The organism is Phytoactinopolyspora limicola, from assembly GCF_011320225.1.
GTDB classification, from domain to species: Bacteria; Actinomycetota; Actinomycetes; order Jiangellales; family Jiangellaceae; genus Phytoactinopolyspora; species Phytoactinopolyspora limicola.
In genome coordinates, this window is the sequence record NZ_JAAOEN010000019.1 from 87,676 (window position 1) to 102,956 (window position 15,281).

15 protein-coding genes and 2 pseudogenes are annotated in these 15,281 nt (G+C 66.5%); 8 read left to right on the plus strand and 9 right to left on the minus strand.

All coding sequences use genetic code 11. From position 1 onward, the window contains the following. Positions 1-47 precede the first annotated feature (47 nt). Both G8760_RS26090 and G8760_RS26095 read left to right on the plus strand, forming a co-directional pair. Positions 48-938, plus strand: coding sequence for a metalloregulator ArsR/SmtB family transcription factor (locus G8760_RS26090; RefSeq protein ID WP_166355768.1), 891 nt, complete (start codon positions 48-50; stop codon positions 936-938). Continuing rightward, positions 935-1,534: a dihydrofolate reductase family protein gene (locus G8760_RS26095; protein WP_166355769.1), complete on the plus strand. Its 600-nt coding sequence runs from the start codon at positions 935-937 to the stop codon at positions 1,532-1,534. The genes G8760_RS26090 and G8760_RS26095 overlap by 4 nt, the downstream gene beginning before the upstream one ends. A gap of 67 nt (positions 1,535-1,601) precedes the next feature. Here G8760_RS26095 and G8760_RS26100 read toward each other — a convergent pair whose 3' ends face one another. Next, positions 1,602-2,078 carry a WD40/YVTN/BNR-like repeat-containing protein gene (locus G8760_RS26100; RefSeq protein WP_166355770.1) on the minus strand — a complete coding sequence of 159 codons (477 nt, stop codon included), beginning with the start codon at positions 2,076-2,078 and terminating at the stop codon, positions 1,602-1,604. A gap of 172 nt (positions 2,079-2,250) precedes the next feature. Next, positions 2,251-2,664: a DUF3592 domain-containing protein gene (locus G8760_RS26105; RefSeq protein WP_166355771.1), complete on the minus strand. Its 414-nt coding sequence runs from the start codon at positions 2,662-2,664 to the stop codon at positions 2,251-2,253. A gap of 319 nt (positions 2,665-2,983) precedes the next feature. Here G8760_RS26105 and G8760_RS31240 point away from each other — a divergent pair, with 319 nt between their 5' ends. Next, positions 2,984-3,310: a DinB family protein gene (locus G8760_RS31240; protein ID WP_425502387.1), complete on the plus strand. Its 327-nt coding sequence runs from the start codon at positions 2,984-2,986 to the stop codon at positions 3,308-3,310. Positions 3,311-3,779: 469 nt separating this feature from the next. Here the strand turns inward: G8760_RS31240 and G8760_RS26115 are convergent, their stop codons facing one another. Then, positions 3,780-4,262, minus strand: a complete 483-nt coding sequence (locus G8760_RS26115; protein WP_166355773.1) for a winged helix-turn-helix transcriptional regulator — start codon at positions 4,260-4,262, stop codon at positions 3,780-3,782. A 91-nt stretch (positions 4,263-4,353) separates the two neighbouring features. Between G8760_RS26115 and G8760_RS26120 the strand changes: the two genes are divergently transcribed. Beyond that, positions 4,354-5,094: a DUF899 domain-containing protein gene (locus G8760_RS26120; RefSeq protein WP_166355774.1), complete on the plus strand. Its 741-nt coding sequence runs from the start codon at positions 4,354-4,356 to the stop codon at positions 5,092-5,094. Positions 5,095-5,217: 123 nt separating this feature from the next. Further along, a pseudogene (locus G8760_RS31245) lies at positions 5,218-5,523 on the plus strand (class I SAM-dependent methyltransferase); the annotation flags it as partial. A 10-nt stretch (positions 5,524-5,533) separates the two neighbouring features. Here the strand turns inward: G8760_RS31245 and G8760_RS26130 are convergent. Together G8760_RS26130 and G8760_RS26135 are read right to left on the minus strand one after the other, a co-directional pair. Continuing rightward, complete coding sequence (locus G8760_RS26130; RefSeq protein ID WP_166355775.1) at positions 5,534-7,246, minus strand: ABC transporter ATP-binding protein; 1,713 nt, start codon at positions 7,244-7,246, stop codon at positions 5,534-5,536. Next, positions 7,243-9,078, minus strand: coding sequence for an ABC transporter ATP-binding protein (locus tag G8760_RS26135; RefSeq protein WP_166355776.1), 1,836 nt, complete (start codon positions 9,076-9,078; stop codon positions 7,243-7,245). Before G8760_RS26135 ends, G8760_RS26130 begins: the two co-directional genes overlap by 4 nt. A 214-nt stretch (positions 9,079-9,292) precedes the next feature. On the opposite strand from G8760_RS26135, the gene G8760_RS26140 reads away from it, so the two are divergent. Next, entirely contained in the window at positions 9,293-9,988 is a 696-nt protein-coding gene (locus G8760_RS26140) for a TetR/AcrR family transcriptional regulator (protein ID WP_207782741.1), read from the plus strand. A 39-nt stretch (positions 9,989-10,027) separates the two neighbouring features. On the opposite strand, the gene G8760_RS26145 is transcribed toward G8760_RS26140, so the two are convergent. The 3 genes from G8760_RS26145 to G8760_RS26155 all read right to left on the minus strand — a co-directional run bounded on the left by G8760_RS26145 (position 10,028) and on the right by G8760_RS26155 (position 11,971). Then, the gene (locus G8760_RS26145; RefSeq protein WP_166355778.1) at positions 10,028-10,960 is read right to left on the minus strand and encodes an SRPBCC family protein; all 933 of its coding nucleotides are present in this window, start codon (positions 10,958-10,960) and stop codon (positions 10,028-10,030) included. Then, positions 10,957-11,205 (minus strand): hypothetical protein, encoded by a 249-nt coding sequence (locus G8760_RS26150; RefSeq protein ID WP_166355779.1) that lies wholly within the window; start codon positions 11,203-11,205, stop codon positions 10,957-10,959. The genes G8760_RS26145 and G8760_RS26150 overlap by 4 nt, the downstream gene beginning before the upstream one ends. Positions 11,206-11,272: 67 nt before the next feature. Continuing rightward, the gene (locus G8760_RS26155) at positions 11,273-11,971 is read right to left on the minus strand and encodes a methyltransferase domain-containing protein (protein ID WP_166355795.1); all 699 of its coding nucleotides are present in this window, start codon (positions 11,969-11,971) and stop codon (positions 11,273-11,275) included. Between the two features lie 188 nt (positions 11,972-12,159). Here G8760_RS26155 and G8760_RS26160 point away from each other — a divergent pair, with 188 nt between their 5' ends. Then, entirely contained in the window at positions 12,160-12,714 is a 555-nt protein-coding gene (locus G8760_RS26160) for a hypothetical protein (RefSeq protein ID WP_207782743.1), read from the plus strand. Positions 12,715-13,501: 787 nt separating this feature from the next. Here G8760_RS26160 and G8760_RS31025 read toward each other — a convergent pair. Further along, positions 13,502-13,624, minus strand: a pseudogene (locus G8760_RS31025) (RidA family protein); the annotation flags it as partial. 178 nt (positions 13,625-13,802) lie between these two features. Here G8760_RS31025 and G8760_RS26170 point away from each other — a divergent pair. Further along, positions 13,803-15,080: an ROK family protein gene (locus G8760_RS26170; RefSeq protein ID WP_207782745.1), complete on the plus strand. Its 1,278-nt coding sequence runs from the start codon at positions 13,803-13,805 to the stop codon at positions 15,078-15,080. The last annotated feature ends 201 nt before the right edge of the window (positions 15,081-15,281 follow it).

Below are 15,281 nucleotides of genomic sequence, written 5' to 3' on the forward strand. Positions count from 1 at the left end.
AAAATATTCCTTGACACGAATATGCGTCTTGGAGAATACTTTGCTCCGTGGACGCACTCCTCACCGCGCTGGCCGACCCGGCTCGCTGGCGGCTCGTGAATCTGCTGGCCGAGCGGCCCCGCTCGGTCGGCGTCCTCGCGCAGCTGGCCGGGGCACGCCAGCCGCAGACCACCAAGCACCTGCAGGCTCTGGAGCGCGCCGGGGTGGTCGCCTCCCAGCGCACCGGACAGCGCCGCATCTACGCGTTGCAGCCGGGTCCGTTGCGGGAACTGGCAGGTGTGCTCAACCGGCTCGCCGACACCGCGGATCAGGCCGGCGGCCCGCGCGAGACCTTCGATCGCTACCAGCTCAGCCTCGACGCCGAGCGGCTGGCCGCGGACGAACCGGGGTGGGCCGACGACCGCTCGTTCACCTTCGTCCGGTCCCTGGCCGGGCGCCCTGAGCTGGTCTGGCGCCACCTGACCGAAGCACCCCTGCTCACACGATGGTGGACACCTGACGATCTCCGTGTCTCCGAGCTCGTCTTCGAGGCGCGACCGGGTGGACGGGTGGTTCAGGAGTACCGCGATGCCGAGGACGCCGACGGCTCCGACCTGGTCGCCGGGCGCGCTGAGGGCGTCGTCGTCGAGGCGATCCCTGGTGAGCGACTCACCTACCGGTCGTCCCCGGAGCTACCCGGTGGGGGCGGCCCTGCCTTCACCGCCCACGTCGAACTCGGCCTCCGGCCCACGGACGCCGGAACCGATCTCCACGTCCACTACCGGATCACCGACAGCACCGTGGGCTCCGCGGATTTCATCGCGGGCATCGAGATCGGCTTCGGCCAGAGCCTCGACAAGCTCGCCGCGACCCTCGTCGCTGATGCTCACCGCACCGACAACCCTGAGCCCGGCACCAACGACGCCGGGCACGGCACCGAACCGAGGAGCACGAAATGACAGCACAGACCACCGGCCGCAGGGTCGTCACCCACATGGGCCTCTCCCTCGACGGCCACTATGCCGGCCCGGACCCTGAGGACATGGGCTGGGTGATGCCGTACGCCGTCACCGACGTCGCCCGCGACCACATGACCAGCCTCTGGGAACCGGCGACGACGGCACTGCTCGGGCGGGTCAACGCCGAGGGATTCCTCGGCTTCTGGCCCACCGTCATCGGCATGGAGGGTGCCGACCCGCGCGACGAGGCCTTCGCGAAGTGGCTCGTCGACACCGACAAGGTGGTGCTCTCCTCCACCCTCGACGAGGCGCCGTGGGAACGGACGACGATCGTCGACAAGCCGGCCGCCGACGTGGTCGAGGACCTCAAGGCGACTGAAGGCGGCGACATCGTCGTGTTCTCCAGCGCGAGCGTCATCAAGGCATTGCTGGCTGCCGACAAGGTCGACCGGATGGCGATGGCGATCTTCCCGATCTTCCTCGGCGGCGGCCCGCGCCTCTTCGACGACGACCTGCCCGCCGGGAAGTGGGCTCTTGTCAGCGAGGCCGCGGGCGAGCACGGCATGCTGACCCTCGTCTACGACCGAATTCGCTGAGCCGGCCCTTGGCCTGCGGGCGCCCGGTCATGTCCGGGCGCCCCGCATCCGGCGACGGCCGACCGTTTCAGGAGGCGGTCCAGGTATAGAAGAGGGTGAACGCCTGGCCACCGTCGTTCGACACGACGATCGACTCTTCCAACGCCACGTACACGGTTCCGTCGGCCGCCACCGTCATGGCTTGCGGGCGCTCACCCAGGGTGGCGCCCTCCTGCCAGCTCTGGCCGCCGTCGACACTGCTGTGCACATCGCCGGCCGGGCCGACACCGTCCAGCTCGTCCGGCCGCGCCCAATCGGCCAGCATCACGACGGGTGCGTCGCCGAGTACGGCGAACTCACCGCCGCCGTCGACGCTCAGCTGCGCGCCGTCCTCGGTGGTGACGATGACCGTGTCGGGGTCGTCCGGGCTGATCGTGACGTCGGCCATCGCGATCTGCCCGAGCCGGTCCCAGCTTTGTCGATCGTCGCTCACCATGAGCTCGGACGTACCGCTGTCGAGCCCGTAGACCATCCCGTGCTTGGCATCGAGTGCGTGGAAATCCACCCTCGCCGGAGAGCGAGACGTCGGTCCACGTGCGCCCACCGTCGGTGCTTTCGAGCAGGCCGAGGTTGGCCGGGAGATCGGTTCGGCCGTTCGGATGGCCGGTGGCGAGGAAGGTGGTCTCGTCGACCATGGTGAAGCCCATGAAGCTGGAATCGGCGACGCGCAGCTACCGTCAGAGGGAAATGATGAGGATCCAGACGCCGACCGCACAAGCCGCGGCAGCTAACGTCATCGGCACGTAGAGCCGCGCTCCCGATATCACCTCGACCTGCTCCGGATCGGCGGGGTCATACGTCACCCTGACCTTGCTCCCCTTCTTCGGTTCCGACGAGTACACCTTGATGAACGTCCGCCGCTGGCCGCCAGTGTCGGTGAACCGAAGCTTGGTGGGGTATTCCGAGGTCGGGCCGTATTGACCACTTGCAGGCACCGCTCGCTTCTTGGTCGAGGCCACTTTCGCCTCAACCTGCACCCAGGTCCCTCGTTTCCGACGCTGCCGCACCAGGTCATAGACGGCCGCCGGCACCGGAATCAGGATGAGGGCCGCTCCCAGCAACAGCATGAACAGCACCGTGGAGTCCTCCATCCGTAGCGCTCCCCTTCGTGCTGTCTACACACCGCCGTACATAGCGGCTTTGGGCCTGGCATGGCCAGGCGGTGATTCTATTGGCGTCAGTTCCTCGGCGCGAGTTGAACTCGACGGCCGGAGAGGACGTGCCGAAGGTCGGCTCTTGGGGACGAGGAGTTCTTCTGCGAACCGTGTGCCGGCTGCTGGACAGTTCATCGGCGCGAGGAGGTTCGGGCCGAGAGCGTCGATGGCTCGGGCGATTGGGTGATCGACTACGTCCTTCCCGAACCCAACCCTGCTCCGGTCACCACCATCGCGTGGCGTCTTGTCCACGTTGTTGCGGTCAACCATCTCTACTGGGACTACGGCTTTTGGCCCCGCTGAGCTGGATTTTGATCTCGAGATGCCGGGGAATGCGGCTGACGCGAGGGCCTGGCTTCGGGAGAGCCGGGAGCCGGTGTCGCAAGAGTTCCGACGATTGACCAACGCGGACCTGGATGAGCTGCGGCTCACGAACTGGGGCGAACGTCGCTCTACTGACTGGCTTCTCACCACATTGATCCGCGAGCAGGACCATCACGGAGCCGAGATCAGCTTGCTCCGCGATCTCTATCGCAACCGTCACACGCTCAGGTCGCAGCCCGTCAGTGGTGGGCGCGTTTAGAACACACAACAGCTTGTTATGGCTTGGCAAGGAAGGCCTGAGCGAAAGCGAGCACGGTGGTTCGTTCCGGGTCGCCGTCGTCGGGGATCGAGCGTCGACGCCAACTGAGTTGATGCGCCACGGTCTTGAGTCTGCGTTCACCGGTAGCGGCTGTGGTGGCCTGTTGATCGATCTGGGCGGTTGGGGCTGATGTGCCGGCTTCGCGGCCGCGCTTCGGTCGGTGAGGGCTTCCGCATGTGGGTTGGGACTCTTCGGATCTCTGCGGGGCTGGTGCGCTGAACGCTCGCTGGAACCCGGTATCTGGGCCGATCGAGCGAGGACTCACCGCACCAGGCCGTGCTCCCGACGCTTCGTATGGACCAACCGGCGGCGCGCTCGTCACGTACGACGAGCGGATAGCTGAGGCAGCCGAGCAGTCTGGCCATCGCGTCGGCGTGCCGCGCTAAGGAATGTCAGCCTGGATCTAGTGTCACGACCGGGCGCGGCGTTGGCGTTGTTCGGCGGTGGCGCCGGGGCCCGCCACGGCGACGATGTTGTCGACGGCGGGGGCGTCACCGCAGGTCCGGCAGGTGGTCGCCAAGTGTACTGGGCCGCCGCACTCGTCGTGCTCATAGCGGATTGGCGGACCGTTCGGCGCCGCCCATCGGTCGCCCCATTCGCTCAAAGCGATCACCACCAGCCCGAGCTCACGGCCTTTCGGCGTGAGGAGATATTCGTGGACGCCGGGTGTGTCGTCGGTGGGGCGCAGCTCCATCAACCCGTTGGTGAGGAAGTCGTCCAGCCGCTTGGCCAGGATGTTCGGCGCGATGCCGAGGCGGCGCTGAAACTCCGAAAAGCGCGTCATATCGGCGAAGACGGCGTTGCGAATGATCAGGAGGCTCCAGCGCTCGCCGACCAGTTCGAGGGCCCGCGCGGCCGAGCAGTTCTCACGTTCGTACATGCGTCCCAGCACACTTCGACTTTAGCCGATCGGGACTTGCGTCATGAAAGTCAGTCCATTACGTTACTTGCATGATGCAAGTTGAACGGATTGAGGTCCCGTGATGAAGCACCCGAAGATCGTTTCTCCCGTCGAATGGCTGGCCGCACGCAGAGAGCTACTCCGTCGGGAGAAAGAACTCACCCGCGCTCGCGACGCGGTGAACACTGCACGGCGTGAACTGCCGATGACGCGGATCGAGAAGGACTACCGATTCATCGGGCCAGACGGCGAGCTCGGTCTGGCCGACATGTTCGATGGACACCGGCAGCTCGTCATCCAGCACTTCATGTTCGACCCGGCCTGGGAGACCGGCTGCGGCAGCTGCACCGCGATGGCAGATGGCGTCGGCCAGGGGGTCTTCGAACAACTCGCCAAGCGCAGCACAGCATTCGCCGCCGTGTCCCGCGCGCCGTACCCGAAGCTGCGGACGTATCAAGAGTCGAAAGGATGGACGTTCGCCTGGTACTCCGCCCACGGCAGCGACTTCAACTACGACTTCCACGTCACCCTCGACCCGGCGGTGCGCCCGGCGAGCTACAACTTCAAGGCCGGCGACGAGCTGGTCGCCGCGGGGTTCGACTGGATGCTCGACTATGCCGGCGAACAGCCTGGGATCAGCACGTTTCTGCGCGACGGCAACGACATCTTCCACACGTATTCGACGTACGGCCGCGGCTTGGAGGCCATGATGGCCGCCTACAGCCTGCTCGACCTCACCGCACTCGGCCGCCAGGAGGACTGGGAAGAGCCCAAAGGGCGAGCGCCTGTGTCGTATCCGGCTAACCCAAGCTTCCCGGCCTGATACCCACGACCACGTCGTACTCATGCGCTGATGTGGGGCCCGTTGGGTGGCCACTGCGAATGAGCATCGGCAGGTCATCAGGGTCAGAACCGTCGTCCTCGGCGGCGGAATTACAGTCTGGGCATGCGGCCTACGACGGACGAGCAGAAAGACATCGCCAAGTCGCCACGCCGACGAGTGAACGACTACGAAGCCTTTGCCGTGGCTTACTCGGCGGAGAACGACGACAGCCTCGCCAACGCCTACTACGAGCGGCCCGCCATGCTGACGCTGGCGGGCGACGTGGCGGGCCGCAGTGTCCTCGATGCCGGATGCGGCTCGGGGGCCCTGTCCGCCGCTCTGCGGGATCGCGGGGCTATCGTCACCGGCATCGACGCCAGCGCCGGGATTCTCGACCTGGCGAATCATCGGTGTTGGTCACACCAGCCGACCGCGAGGATCACCGTCCACTCCCTGCCGCGGACACCTCCCAGAAGTCGGCGTAGCGGCCGCCGCGGCCCAGTAGCTCGTCATGGGTGCCTTGCTCCACGATCCGGCCATTGTCCAGGAAGACGATGCGAGCGGCGCGTTGGACGGTCCGTAGCCGGTGTGCCACCATCACCACCGTCCGGCCTTTCATGAGGTGTTCGATGCCCTCGTGGACGGCCGCTTCGTTGACCGGGTCCAACGCGGAGGTCACCTCGTCCAGCAGCACGATGGGCGCATTCTTCAGGAGTGCTCGGGCGATCGAGACGCGTTGGCGTTCGCCGCCGGAGAGCAGGGCGCCGCCCTCGCCGACATTGGTCGTCCATCCGCCGGGCAGTCGCTCGATCACCTCGTCCAGCCGTGCCGCGGTCGCAGCGGCTCGCACCTCGGATTGGTCGGCGTCGGGACGGCCGAGACGCACGTTCTCCTCGATCGTGCCATCGAAGAGGTAGACATCCTGGAAGACGAAGGCGATCCGCGACATCAACACCTCGGAGTTGATGTCGCGCACGTCCACGCCGCCCACCCGCACCGCGCCAGAGTCCACGTCGTAGAACCGCGCGAGCAACTGCAGCATGGTGCTCTTACCCGCACCCGACGGTCCGACAACGGCGATCCGCTGCCCCTCCGGCACGATCAGCGACACGTCGTCCACCACCGTGCGGTCGCCATGCTGGAAAGTGACGGACTCGAACTCCACGTCATGGCGGTCCGGCTGGATCGGTTCGTGAGCTTCCGGCAGCGGCTCGGTGCGTAATACCGACTCGAGCCGCGCCAGCTCAGAACGTGCGCCGCGCAGTTTGCCGCCGATGTCCGACAGCGACAGCAGCGGATCTACGGCGCGAGCGGCCAGCACCAAGATCGTCAACACCTCCGCCACGCCGATGTTCCCGCCGAGTGCGAGGTAGGTGCCCAGAACCAACAACCCGGTGAACACTGCCTGCGCCGTGAGGGCCAATCCCACGGCGCCCGGCAGCGCGGACAGCGTTTGACGGCGGGACGTGCGCTCGATGTCTCGCAGCGAGTCGTCGAGCAACTGGAAGCGTTCAGCGGTCCGGCCGCCGGCTCGCAGTACCGGCTGGGCCTGGAGATATTCGATGACTCGCCCGGTGGCCTCGTTGTCGCGTTCGTGACGCTCCGCATCGGTCGCCGCCGTCGAGCGTGCCGTCCGGATCTGGATCGCCGCCACGATGGGCGCGGCGAGCAACGCGGCCAGCCCTAGCTGCCAGTTGAAAACAAACATCACGACGACGATCGTCAGGGGAGTCACCAGGGCGGAGATGAACGGTGCCAGCAGATGCGCCGCTACACCGAGGGCCGCCAGGAGGCCGCGGCTGGCCATGACGGACACGTCCCCGACCCGGCCCGCGTTGTACCAGCCGATGGGCAATCGGGCCAGATGGTCCCCGAGCCGGTGATACATGCCGCGCAACATCGTGGTCCCGACCCGCATGCCGGACAAGTCGCTGATGTAGCGCAGGACCGCGTAGGCCGCGACGGCAGCGCCGAACGCGATCAGCCAAGGCCACGCGTCGTCAGGCGTGTCGCCGAAGAGCGCCCGTAGCACCGGAACCAGCAGCGCATAGGAAAGGCCCTCGGCGATCGCGGTGACCGTCATCAGGGCCACGGTGCGGCGCATCGGCCGGGCATACTCGTCGCCCAGCACGCGCAGCAGCAGTCGAATCATCGGTGCTCATCTCCTTGCAGCGCGCCATCCTGGGTTTCGATCTCGTCGGCGATCGCCGATCGATGGGATTGCCAGAACTCCGCGAACGCTCCGCCTCGTGCCAGCAGTTCGGTGGGCTTGCCACGCTCGACGATCGACCCGTTGTCCAGCACGACGACGGTGTCGGCGTCGGCGACCGTCTCCAGGCGATGGGCGATCACCAGAATGGTCCGATCGCCGCCCAGTGTCGCCAGCGCCTCGCGCACTGCCTGTTCGGTCTGCGGGTCGGCGAAGGCGGTCGCCTCGTCGAGCACGAGAATGGGTGCGTCGGCGAGCAGGGCACGTGCGATCGAGATCCGCTGCGCCTCGCCGCCGGACAGTTCGGCATCTTCACCGATCACCGTCTCGTAGCCGTGCGGGAGCTCAAGAATTCGATCATGAATATTGGCTAGCCGGGCGGCGCGAACGACGTCCTCGTGTTCGGCCTGCGGTACTGCCAGCGCGATGTTGTCGGCGATCGAGGCGCGCAGCAGGCGAACGTCTTGAAAGACGAAGGACACCATCCGGTAGAGCTCCCGGCTGCTGATCTGGCGCAGATCGGCACCGCCAAGGACCACTGAACCGTGGGTCGGGTCGAAGAACCGCGGCAGCAGCTGGACCAGCGTGGACTTCCCGCTTCCGGACGGCCCGACGATCGCGGTGACCGTCCCCGGCTCGAGCACCAGGTCGACCCCGCGCAGCACCTCGTGGCCGTCGTCGTACCCGAATCGAACGTCCCGCAGCTCCACCCGGTGACCCTTTGGTGCGACGGGGCGCTCGGGCTCCGGCAATGACCGCACGTCGAGCACGTCCTTGATCCGGCCAACCGCGCGCCGGGCGGCCTGCATATCGTCGAAGCCGTGGCCCAGCGCCGCCACCGGTGCGGTCAGGCCCAGTCCGAGCAGCAGGAAGGGCAGCAGATCGGCCGGGGCCAGGCCGCCGCCAGTGATCATCGACGTGCCGCCGAGCAGCACTACCAGCAGCACGAACGGCGGTGACAGGGCAAGTTGCATTCCGGCGGCGACCGCGGACATGCCGCGCACCCAGCGGGAGAAGATGCTGACGAACGCGTCCGCGGCGGTGAGGAACCTGCGGTGAGCCCGCTCGGATCCGCCGAACGCCTTGACCACCGAGATGCCCTGGACGAACTCGACGACGGAACTGGCGATGTTGCCCATGGCCGCGTCGTACTCCTCCTGCTCGCGCAGCCGGGCCGGCAGCATCAGCAGCGGGACCAGCAACAATGCCGTCAGCACTGGTATCAGCGTGATCAGCGTCAGCTGCCAGTTGATGCTGAGCAGGTAGATCAGCGATACCAGCGGCACCACGAAGGCGGACACCAGTTCGCCGGGCGCGTGGGCGATGAACGGGTGTACGGCACTCACGTCTTCCCCGACGACCTTCGCCAGCTCGCCGGTTCGGCGTCGGGAGAACCAGCCGATCGGTACGCGCCCTAGCTGTGCGGCTAGGGCTCGTCGAAACGTCAGCTGCACTTGACCGTCGACGATATGCCCGATGCCGGAGGACGCGGCGGTGAACAGCAACCGGACGAACAAGCCGACCGCGCCCGCGATCACGACGAACCAGACATGACGGTGATCGACCGGGCCGGGCGTCAGCAGCGTGCGACCCAGCTCGACGACGGCGAGTAGCGGCGCCAAACCCGCAACGGCGCCAACCACCTGCAAGATCACCACGACGGCGAAGCGGCTCGCGAAGGGGCGCAATAGCCGGGCCATGTTCTGCCCCGATTCAGCATCGGCATCGTGTGATCGCGTGGACGGCCCCCGGGTCGCGAGGTCAACGGTGGTCATCGCGCGTCACGCTCGGGGTGCCGGTGGCTGGTGCCTTGGCGAATGTGGGTGCCGAGCGGAGCCTTCGCGCTCACCGCGTCGTCCTTGCCGTGGAGTGGTCGTTCATGTTTTCGTACATGTATTAAAAGTACCCTGGGTCGAGCCAGGCTCACAACTGGCCCTCAGCCGCACCCGTGGGTGGAACATCACGGCGACGGCAGGAGAAGATGGGACCGTGTCCCCAGTCAAGTCGCCGCATGGCCGGACCGGCCGACCACCGCGAACCTCCCGCGCGGAAGTTCTCGCGGCGGCCCGCGACATCATCGACCGCGACGGTTGGCAGAAGCTGACCATTCGGCGACTGGCCGCGGAGATCGGCGTCGGAACGATGACGGTGTATCACCACATCCGAGACCGGGAAGACCTGCTGGTCCAGCTGGTCAACGACATCGCCGACCAGGCCCCTCGCCCCGACTTGCCCGATGAACCGCGCGACCGGATCGTCGTTGCCGCCGAGGCGATCCACGATGGTCTGGCCGCGCACCCGTGGGCTACCGAAATCATCACCACCGATGGCTTCCTCGATCGCCTCGGCGAATCAGCCCTCACGATGGTCGAAACCATCGTGGCCGGCGCCGTCGACTGCGGATGCACACCCGAGCAGGCCGTCGATGTCTTCCGCGGCATCTGGTACTACACCGTCGGCGAGATCGTCGTCCGCGCCAACTCCGACCAGCTGCAGGCCGAGATGGAGCGGACCGCCGACCGCGAGATCTTCTTCAACAACCTCGACGCGTCGCAGCAGCCTCACCTGGCCGCCATCGGTGACCAATGGCCAGCGCTTGCCGCGCGAGACACCTACCGCCCGACCCTCCACGCCCTTGTCGACGGACTGCTCGCCCAGGCCACGCCGGCGACATCAGACGGCTGAGCAGCACCTCTTCAGGTCCGGGCATCGGCCCGTACCCGGCTAGCTGCGGAAGAAGCGAGAGATCGCGGACGCGATGCGGGTGAGTTCTAGCGAGGCGAGGAAGCGTCCCGCAGGGGCATGCTGGCGTTGCAAGGCGAGATGTAGCCGCGTGCCGCCCGGCTCGGCGTCGAGTTCGACACGTAGCCGTTCGACGCGGCTGCGGTGCATGTGCGGGAACGAGGTCCGCCATTCCAGCAAGCGCGGTTCCTCCCGGGCTATGCGTTCGATCGTGCGGGTGCGGGCGCGGCGTGGGATCGGCCACCGCAGTCCCGGCAGCGACGTGGGCCCCCGTGCTGTCCACTTGTCGGGGCCTGCGGGTTCGATCGAGACGATGGCGGTGTCCCATTCGGGATGTCGCCGAACGTCATCGAGCAGCTCCCACACCCGCTCCGGCGAAGCGGGCACGAAGGCGTCGTAGGACACCCACCGTCCCGCGAAGGGTGCGACGCTCTGTCCACTCGCGGCCTCGTCGCCTGCCGGGTCCACGTCCTGGCTCGATCGCACCAACTCGTCCGGGTCGACGCCGAGCCGCCCGACTACGCCGGCGACGAAGCCTCCGGGCTCGGAGACCAGTGTTCGCAGCAGTGTCATGCCGCTGATGTCGCCGCCTGACTCGGCGAACAGGGCGTTGGCGCGTTCGTTGTACTCGACCTGCGTTGGACCGTCAGCGGGAACGTGTCCGGGTGGAAACCGAACACCGTCGATGCCCAGCATGGACAGCCGCTCGACGTGCTGGTCCTGCACCGCCGTCCGGGCCTCGTCGAGCCCGATGCCGCGGCTGCGAAGCAGTCGGCCGGCGTCGGTCTGGCTGACCAGCAGCGCGAGAAACAGGTGCTCCACGTCGACGGCGGGATGGCCGAACCGCTGGGCTTCTTCGGCGGCGGTTATGGCAAGTCGTTGTGAGTTCTCGAAGATGGCGCCGAGTCTGCTCATGAGCGATGCCTCCTTGGCACGGGGATCGAGGGATCGATTCGCTTGGCGTACTTCCGGTGCACCGCCTGGCGGGTCACCCCGAGTCCATCGGCGACATCCTGCCAGGTCAGCCCGGCCCGCAGGGCGGCTTCGACCTGACGCAGCTCCAAGGTCTCAGTAAGGAGACGCAGCGACGCGACGGCACGCAAACCCGCTTGTGGATCGGACGTGTCCGCCGCGACGACAACCGTCTCAGGGGCTTCCATGTCTATCAACATAGGTTGCTAACGCTAGAGCTGTCAACAATTGTTGCTAACGGCTGCCGCCGACCGCTCAGCTCGCTTCGAGGACGAAGAAGAGGTAGCCCAAAAATGACGTCCGGTCGCCGAGATGAGGAGGGAAGAGTTCACGCGGCGCGTCGGGAGACGCGGGTGGCTCGCTGATGACCGAGATGCGGAAGCCCGCCGCGGCGAACGCGTCCGTCATGGCGTGCAGCGGCCGATGCCAGAACGTCAGCGCCACGGCCTGGCCGTTGAAGGTGTACTCCTCCGAATACTCGGTTAAGGCGAAATAGTCGGCGTCGCGATACATCAGCTTGTAGATGGTGGGATGATTTACCGAGAGGACGAGGCGGCCACCCGGCTTCAGAACACGCCGCAGCTCAGCTAGGGGTCCCGTCCAGTCTTGTAGGTAGTGCAGGACGAGAGATGCAACTGCGTCGTCGAACACATCGTCGTCGAAAGGCAGTGGCTGATTGAGGTCGGCCACGTGCAGGTCTGCATTCTCGCCCAGTCTCCGCCGCGCCAGCGTGATCATCGCCGGGCTGGCGTCGAAGCCGGTGACGATGGCACCCTTCGCGCGCAGCGCTGCGGACAGCGGCCCTGAGCCGCACCCGGCGTCAAGCACGCGGTGACCGTTGACGTCGCCGGCAAGATTGATCATCGCCGGTCGCTCGTAGTAAGCGTTGAGGAGGCTGGATTCGTTCTCTGCTGCGTAGTTCACCGCGAAGCTGTCATAGTGGTTGGCTTTCATCAGGTCCTCACGTTGTTCAACTCGTGGATGAGCAGCCCAGTCGATCATGGCACGGAAGGGTTATCCGCGTGCTCATGCCGATGGCCGCGTGCCTTGACTGACGGGGCGGGTGGTTCCACTTCGGGGGCTCGTTGAGACGCAATAGAGTTCCGCAAGGGCGCGGTCGGTAGGGGAGTGTTCGGTGGGCGTTGCGGGCGTTCACCGGGGTCGAGCGGCGGCATGGCGACATCGATCCGTGTGTGTTGCGCTCGGAGCTGCCGCTGCTGCTGGCCCACCTTGCTGGCCGTATGGACGTGTGGACGGCGGCTGACGGCGCGTTGCGGCCACTCCTCCCGGACGACGACGTACTCCCGGACGGCTGCCATCAGGTGTGGACCAGGCGCAGCGCCCTTGACCCGTGGGAATACGACATCCTGCTCGCGCCTGGCACTGCCGATACCTGGGTTTACCGTCGAGACCCGTGCATCACGATGCCGATGGTGGACGCGCTCTGGGAACGTGCCGGCGTGCGCTACCTCCAGCCGGAGATCCAGTTGCTGTACAAGGCGCCGGGCCTGCGACCCAAAGACCAGGCCGATTTCGAGGCAACTCTGCCGCTGCTCGGTCGGCGGCGTAGGAGTTGGCTACTCGAAGGTCTGGTGGCGACGCTGCCGGATCATCCCTGGATCGACAGCCTCCAGCATGGCGGCGGCCGGAGCTGTTGCTCCGAGCGCGATGTTTGCCGGGCCACGGGTGACAACTGACCACCGCGATGCGTCCCTACGATTCCCTCGCTGGACGGCCCCGGGAGGTGTAACTATCGCCAGGGTCCGACGGCCGCTGAGCGTGGTTGCATCGGCATCCCGTCAATTTCGCGCCCGGTGAGTTGGCTGGAGCATCGCGGCGATGCTGCGGCTATTCGCGGCGACGTCGAGCTGACTTCCACCGTGCGCGGCGATCAGATGCGCAACTCGACACATGTTGGCGGTTATGGCGCCTGATCGTTTTGCCGCTCGCCTGGTTCTGAGTTCAGTTCGACTCAACCGGGCCATTCTCGGTCGTTCAGGTGTGCTGACGATGGCGAAAGCCGCCCTGTGGTGATGGTGAGCCGGATGAGTACCAGATCCCGGCGCGACCTCGCGCACTGCGCTACCGCCAGATGGCGTTAAGAGCCGGATTCGGGCTTTAACGCCATCTGGCGGTAGCGGAGTCCGGGGCGGGCAGCACGATCATCGCCGTCAGAGAAGCGTGGCGAGCGTCAGGGCAACAGTAGGGAGGTTTACTGCGGTATTCGCCGCGGGCACAAGGACGCTTGCTGTCGCCAGGGCGACCACGAGGAGGCTTACTGCACACGGCGGCGTGCCGTGAGGAAGCTTGTTGTGCCCAGCCGAGGATGGGTATCGCCGGAAAATACGCCAAAACCGCCGGACGCGATGAACTCGGTCGAACCGGCAACGGATGCAGACGCCCTCAAGACAGGTTGCTGCCCGCCGCCGTGATGAGGGCGGCCTCCGTGCCGATGGTGATGCTCGTCTACAGGCTGTCACCCGTTCAGGTGACCAAGAGCTTGGCGACGAGTTCAACTTCGACGGGCACGCCGAGGGGAAGGCTGGCTACGCCGACCGCGGATCGGGCATGGCGGCCACGTTCGCCGAGGACATCATGGAGTAGCTGGCCGTCGTGCGGTTGAACGACGGCTCACTGCTCGCAGTCATGAGAACACCGGCCCGCAAGCGGCAACCTTGCCGCTCTAGGTGGCGCTGGCATTGCGCTGACCGCTCGCGCCCGTAGCAGTTTGTCCGCCTCATGTCGCCGTCCGGCGTAGGGTATGGGGTCGTGAACGGATGGCGGGTTGTCGAAGCGGCTGTCGATTGTGTGGGACGTCGGTTGTGTTGCCGCCGCGGTGACCATGCCTGAGCAGCGACGGCCAGGATGGCTCGAGGCTGGAGGTGGGCGCGGCGGGCACGACATGCGGCGGCGAAACGCCTCCAGAGTGGTACGGGCCCTGGTGGAACGCGGGCCGATGCCGCGGATCGATCTGGCCGACGCGGTCTCGTTGAGTACGGGGGCGGTCACCCGGATTACGCGGGAGCTGGGCACGATCGGTGTTTTGCGGGAGCTCGATCCGGTGGCGTCGACCGATGCGGGGCGTCGCCGGATACCCGTCGACTTGGATGATCAGAATCTGCTGGCTATCGGGGTGAATATCGGGTTCGACGACATCATCTACGGATTGGTCGATCTGCGTGGCCGGCTGGTGGGGTCGGCGCACCGGGAGCCGCAGCGATCCACGGATCCCGCCGCTACGGCCGACCAGATCGTGGCGGTGGTCGATGGGCTGGTGGCGTCGCTCCCGACCGGAGCGCAGGTGGTGGGCACCGGTGTCAGCGTCGGCGGAACGGTGGATCATCCGTCTGGTTTGGTGACCGAACCGGACGTGCTGGGCTGGGTCGATGTCGACGTGGCGGTGCTGCTGCGGGGCAGGGTTCCCGGCCCGGTCATGGTGGGCAGTATCTTCCGGGCGTTGGCCAGGGCGGAGTCCTGGTTCGCCGCGGCGCGGAACCGGCAGCACATCGTGTACGTGTTCCTGCGCCACGCGGTTGGTGCGGCGTTCGTGTTCAACGGTGCCGTCTACGACGGCGCGCGGTCGCTGGCGGGCAACATCGTGCATTGGCCGGTCTCGGTTGATACCGGACGGACGTGTACGTGCGGCCGGTCAGGATGTTTGATGTCGGTGGCGAGCCTGGCGGCAGTCGTCGATCGGGCCCGCGATGTCGGCGTGGACGTGAGCGAGCCGGGTGAGGTCAGGCGGATGCGTGACGACGAACGCGTTGCGGCGATCCTCGCCGACCGCAACCGCGCCGTGGGTGAAGTGTTGGGCCTGATGCTGGACGCCCTGGCGCCGGAGTTGGTCGTCATCTCGGCGGCGGTCGCGGAGGATGTGGATTTCGCCGCGATTCGCACGGCCGCCCAGCGGCATTCGACCGGTTCGCGTGATTTGGCCTCGGTCATCGTCCCCACTGATCTGGGCGACCCGTACCAGGCCAACGTCGTTGGCACGGCAACTCTGGTGCTGAACGAGTTTTACGACGACCCGCTGGGCTGGCCTATTGAGGGCTCACGCGGATAGGGCGTTGGGACCCCGTGCCCGTGGCTGCCTTCATAGGCGCAGGCGCTGATCATGAGCGAGTTTGCCCCCCTCCTCAGCCTGTTGCTTTTTGCATTGGTGCTGGTCGGCGTGTCGTGGTGCCTGGTGGGTGGTGCTTTGGCATGGTTCGGCGTTATGGCGAAGGGGTACCGGCGTGTGGATCGTGAGCAGGCGTTTTTGTTG

Bases quoted from the DNA above. Each gene is read 5' to 3' on its own strand.
- G8760_RS26150 (WP_166355779.1), bottom strand. From the start codon at position 11,205: ATGGAAGCCCCTGAGACGGTTGTCGTCGCGGCGGACACGTCCGATCCA.
- G8760_RS26105 (WP_166355771.1), bottom strand. From the start codon at position 2,664: ATGGAGGACTCCACGGTGCTGTTCATGCTGTTGCTGGGAGCGGCCCTC.
- G8760_RS26155 (WP_166355795.1), bottom strand. From the start codon at position 11,971: ATGAAAGCCAACCACTATGACAGCTTCGCGGTGAACTACGCAGCAGAG.
- G8760_RS26145 (WP_166355778.1), bottom strand. From the start codon at position 10,960: ATGAGCAGACTCGGCGCCATCTTCGAGAACTCACAACGACTTGCCATA.
- G8760_RS26120 (WP_166355774.1), top strand. From the start codon at position 4,354: ATGAAGCACCCGAAGATCGTTTCTCCCGTCGAATGGCTGGCCGCACGC.
- G8760_RS26095 (WP_166355769.1), top strand. From the start codon at position 935: ATGACAGCACAGACCACCGGCCGCAGGGTCGTCACCCACATGGGCCTC.
- G8760_RS26135 (WP_166355776.1), bottom strand. From the start codon at position 9,078: ATGACCACCGTTGACCTCGCGACCCGGGGGCCGTCCACGCGATCACAC.
- G8760_RS26130 (WP_166355775.1), bottom strand. From the start codon at position 7,246: ATGATTCGACTGCTGCTGCGCGTGCTGGGCGACGAGTATGCCCGGCCG.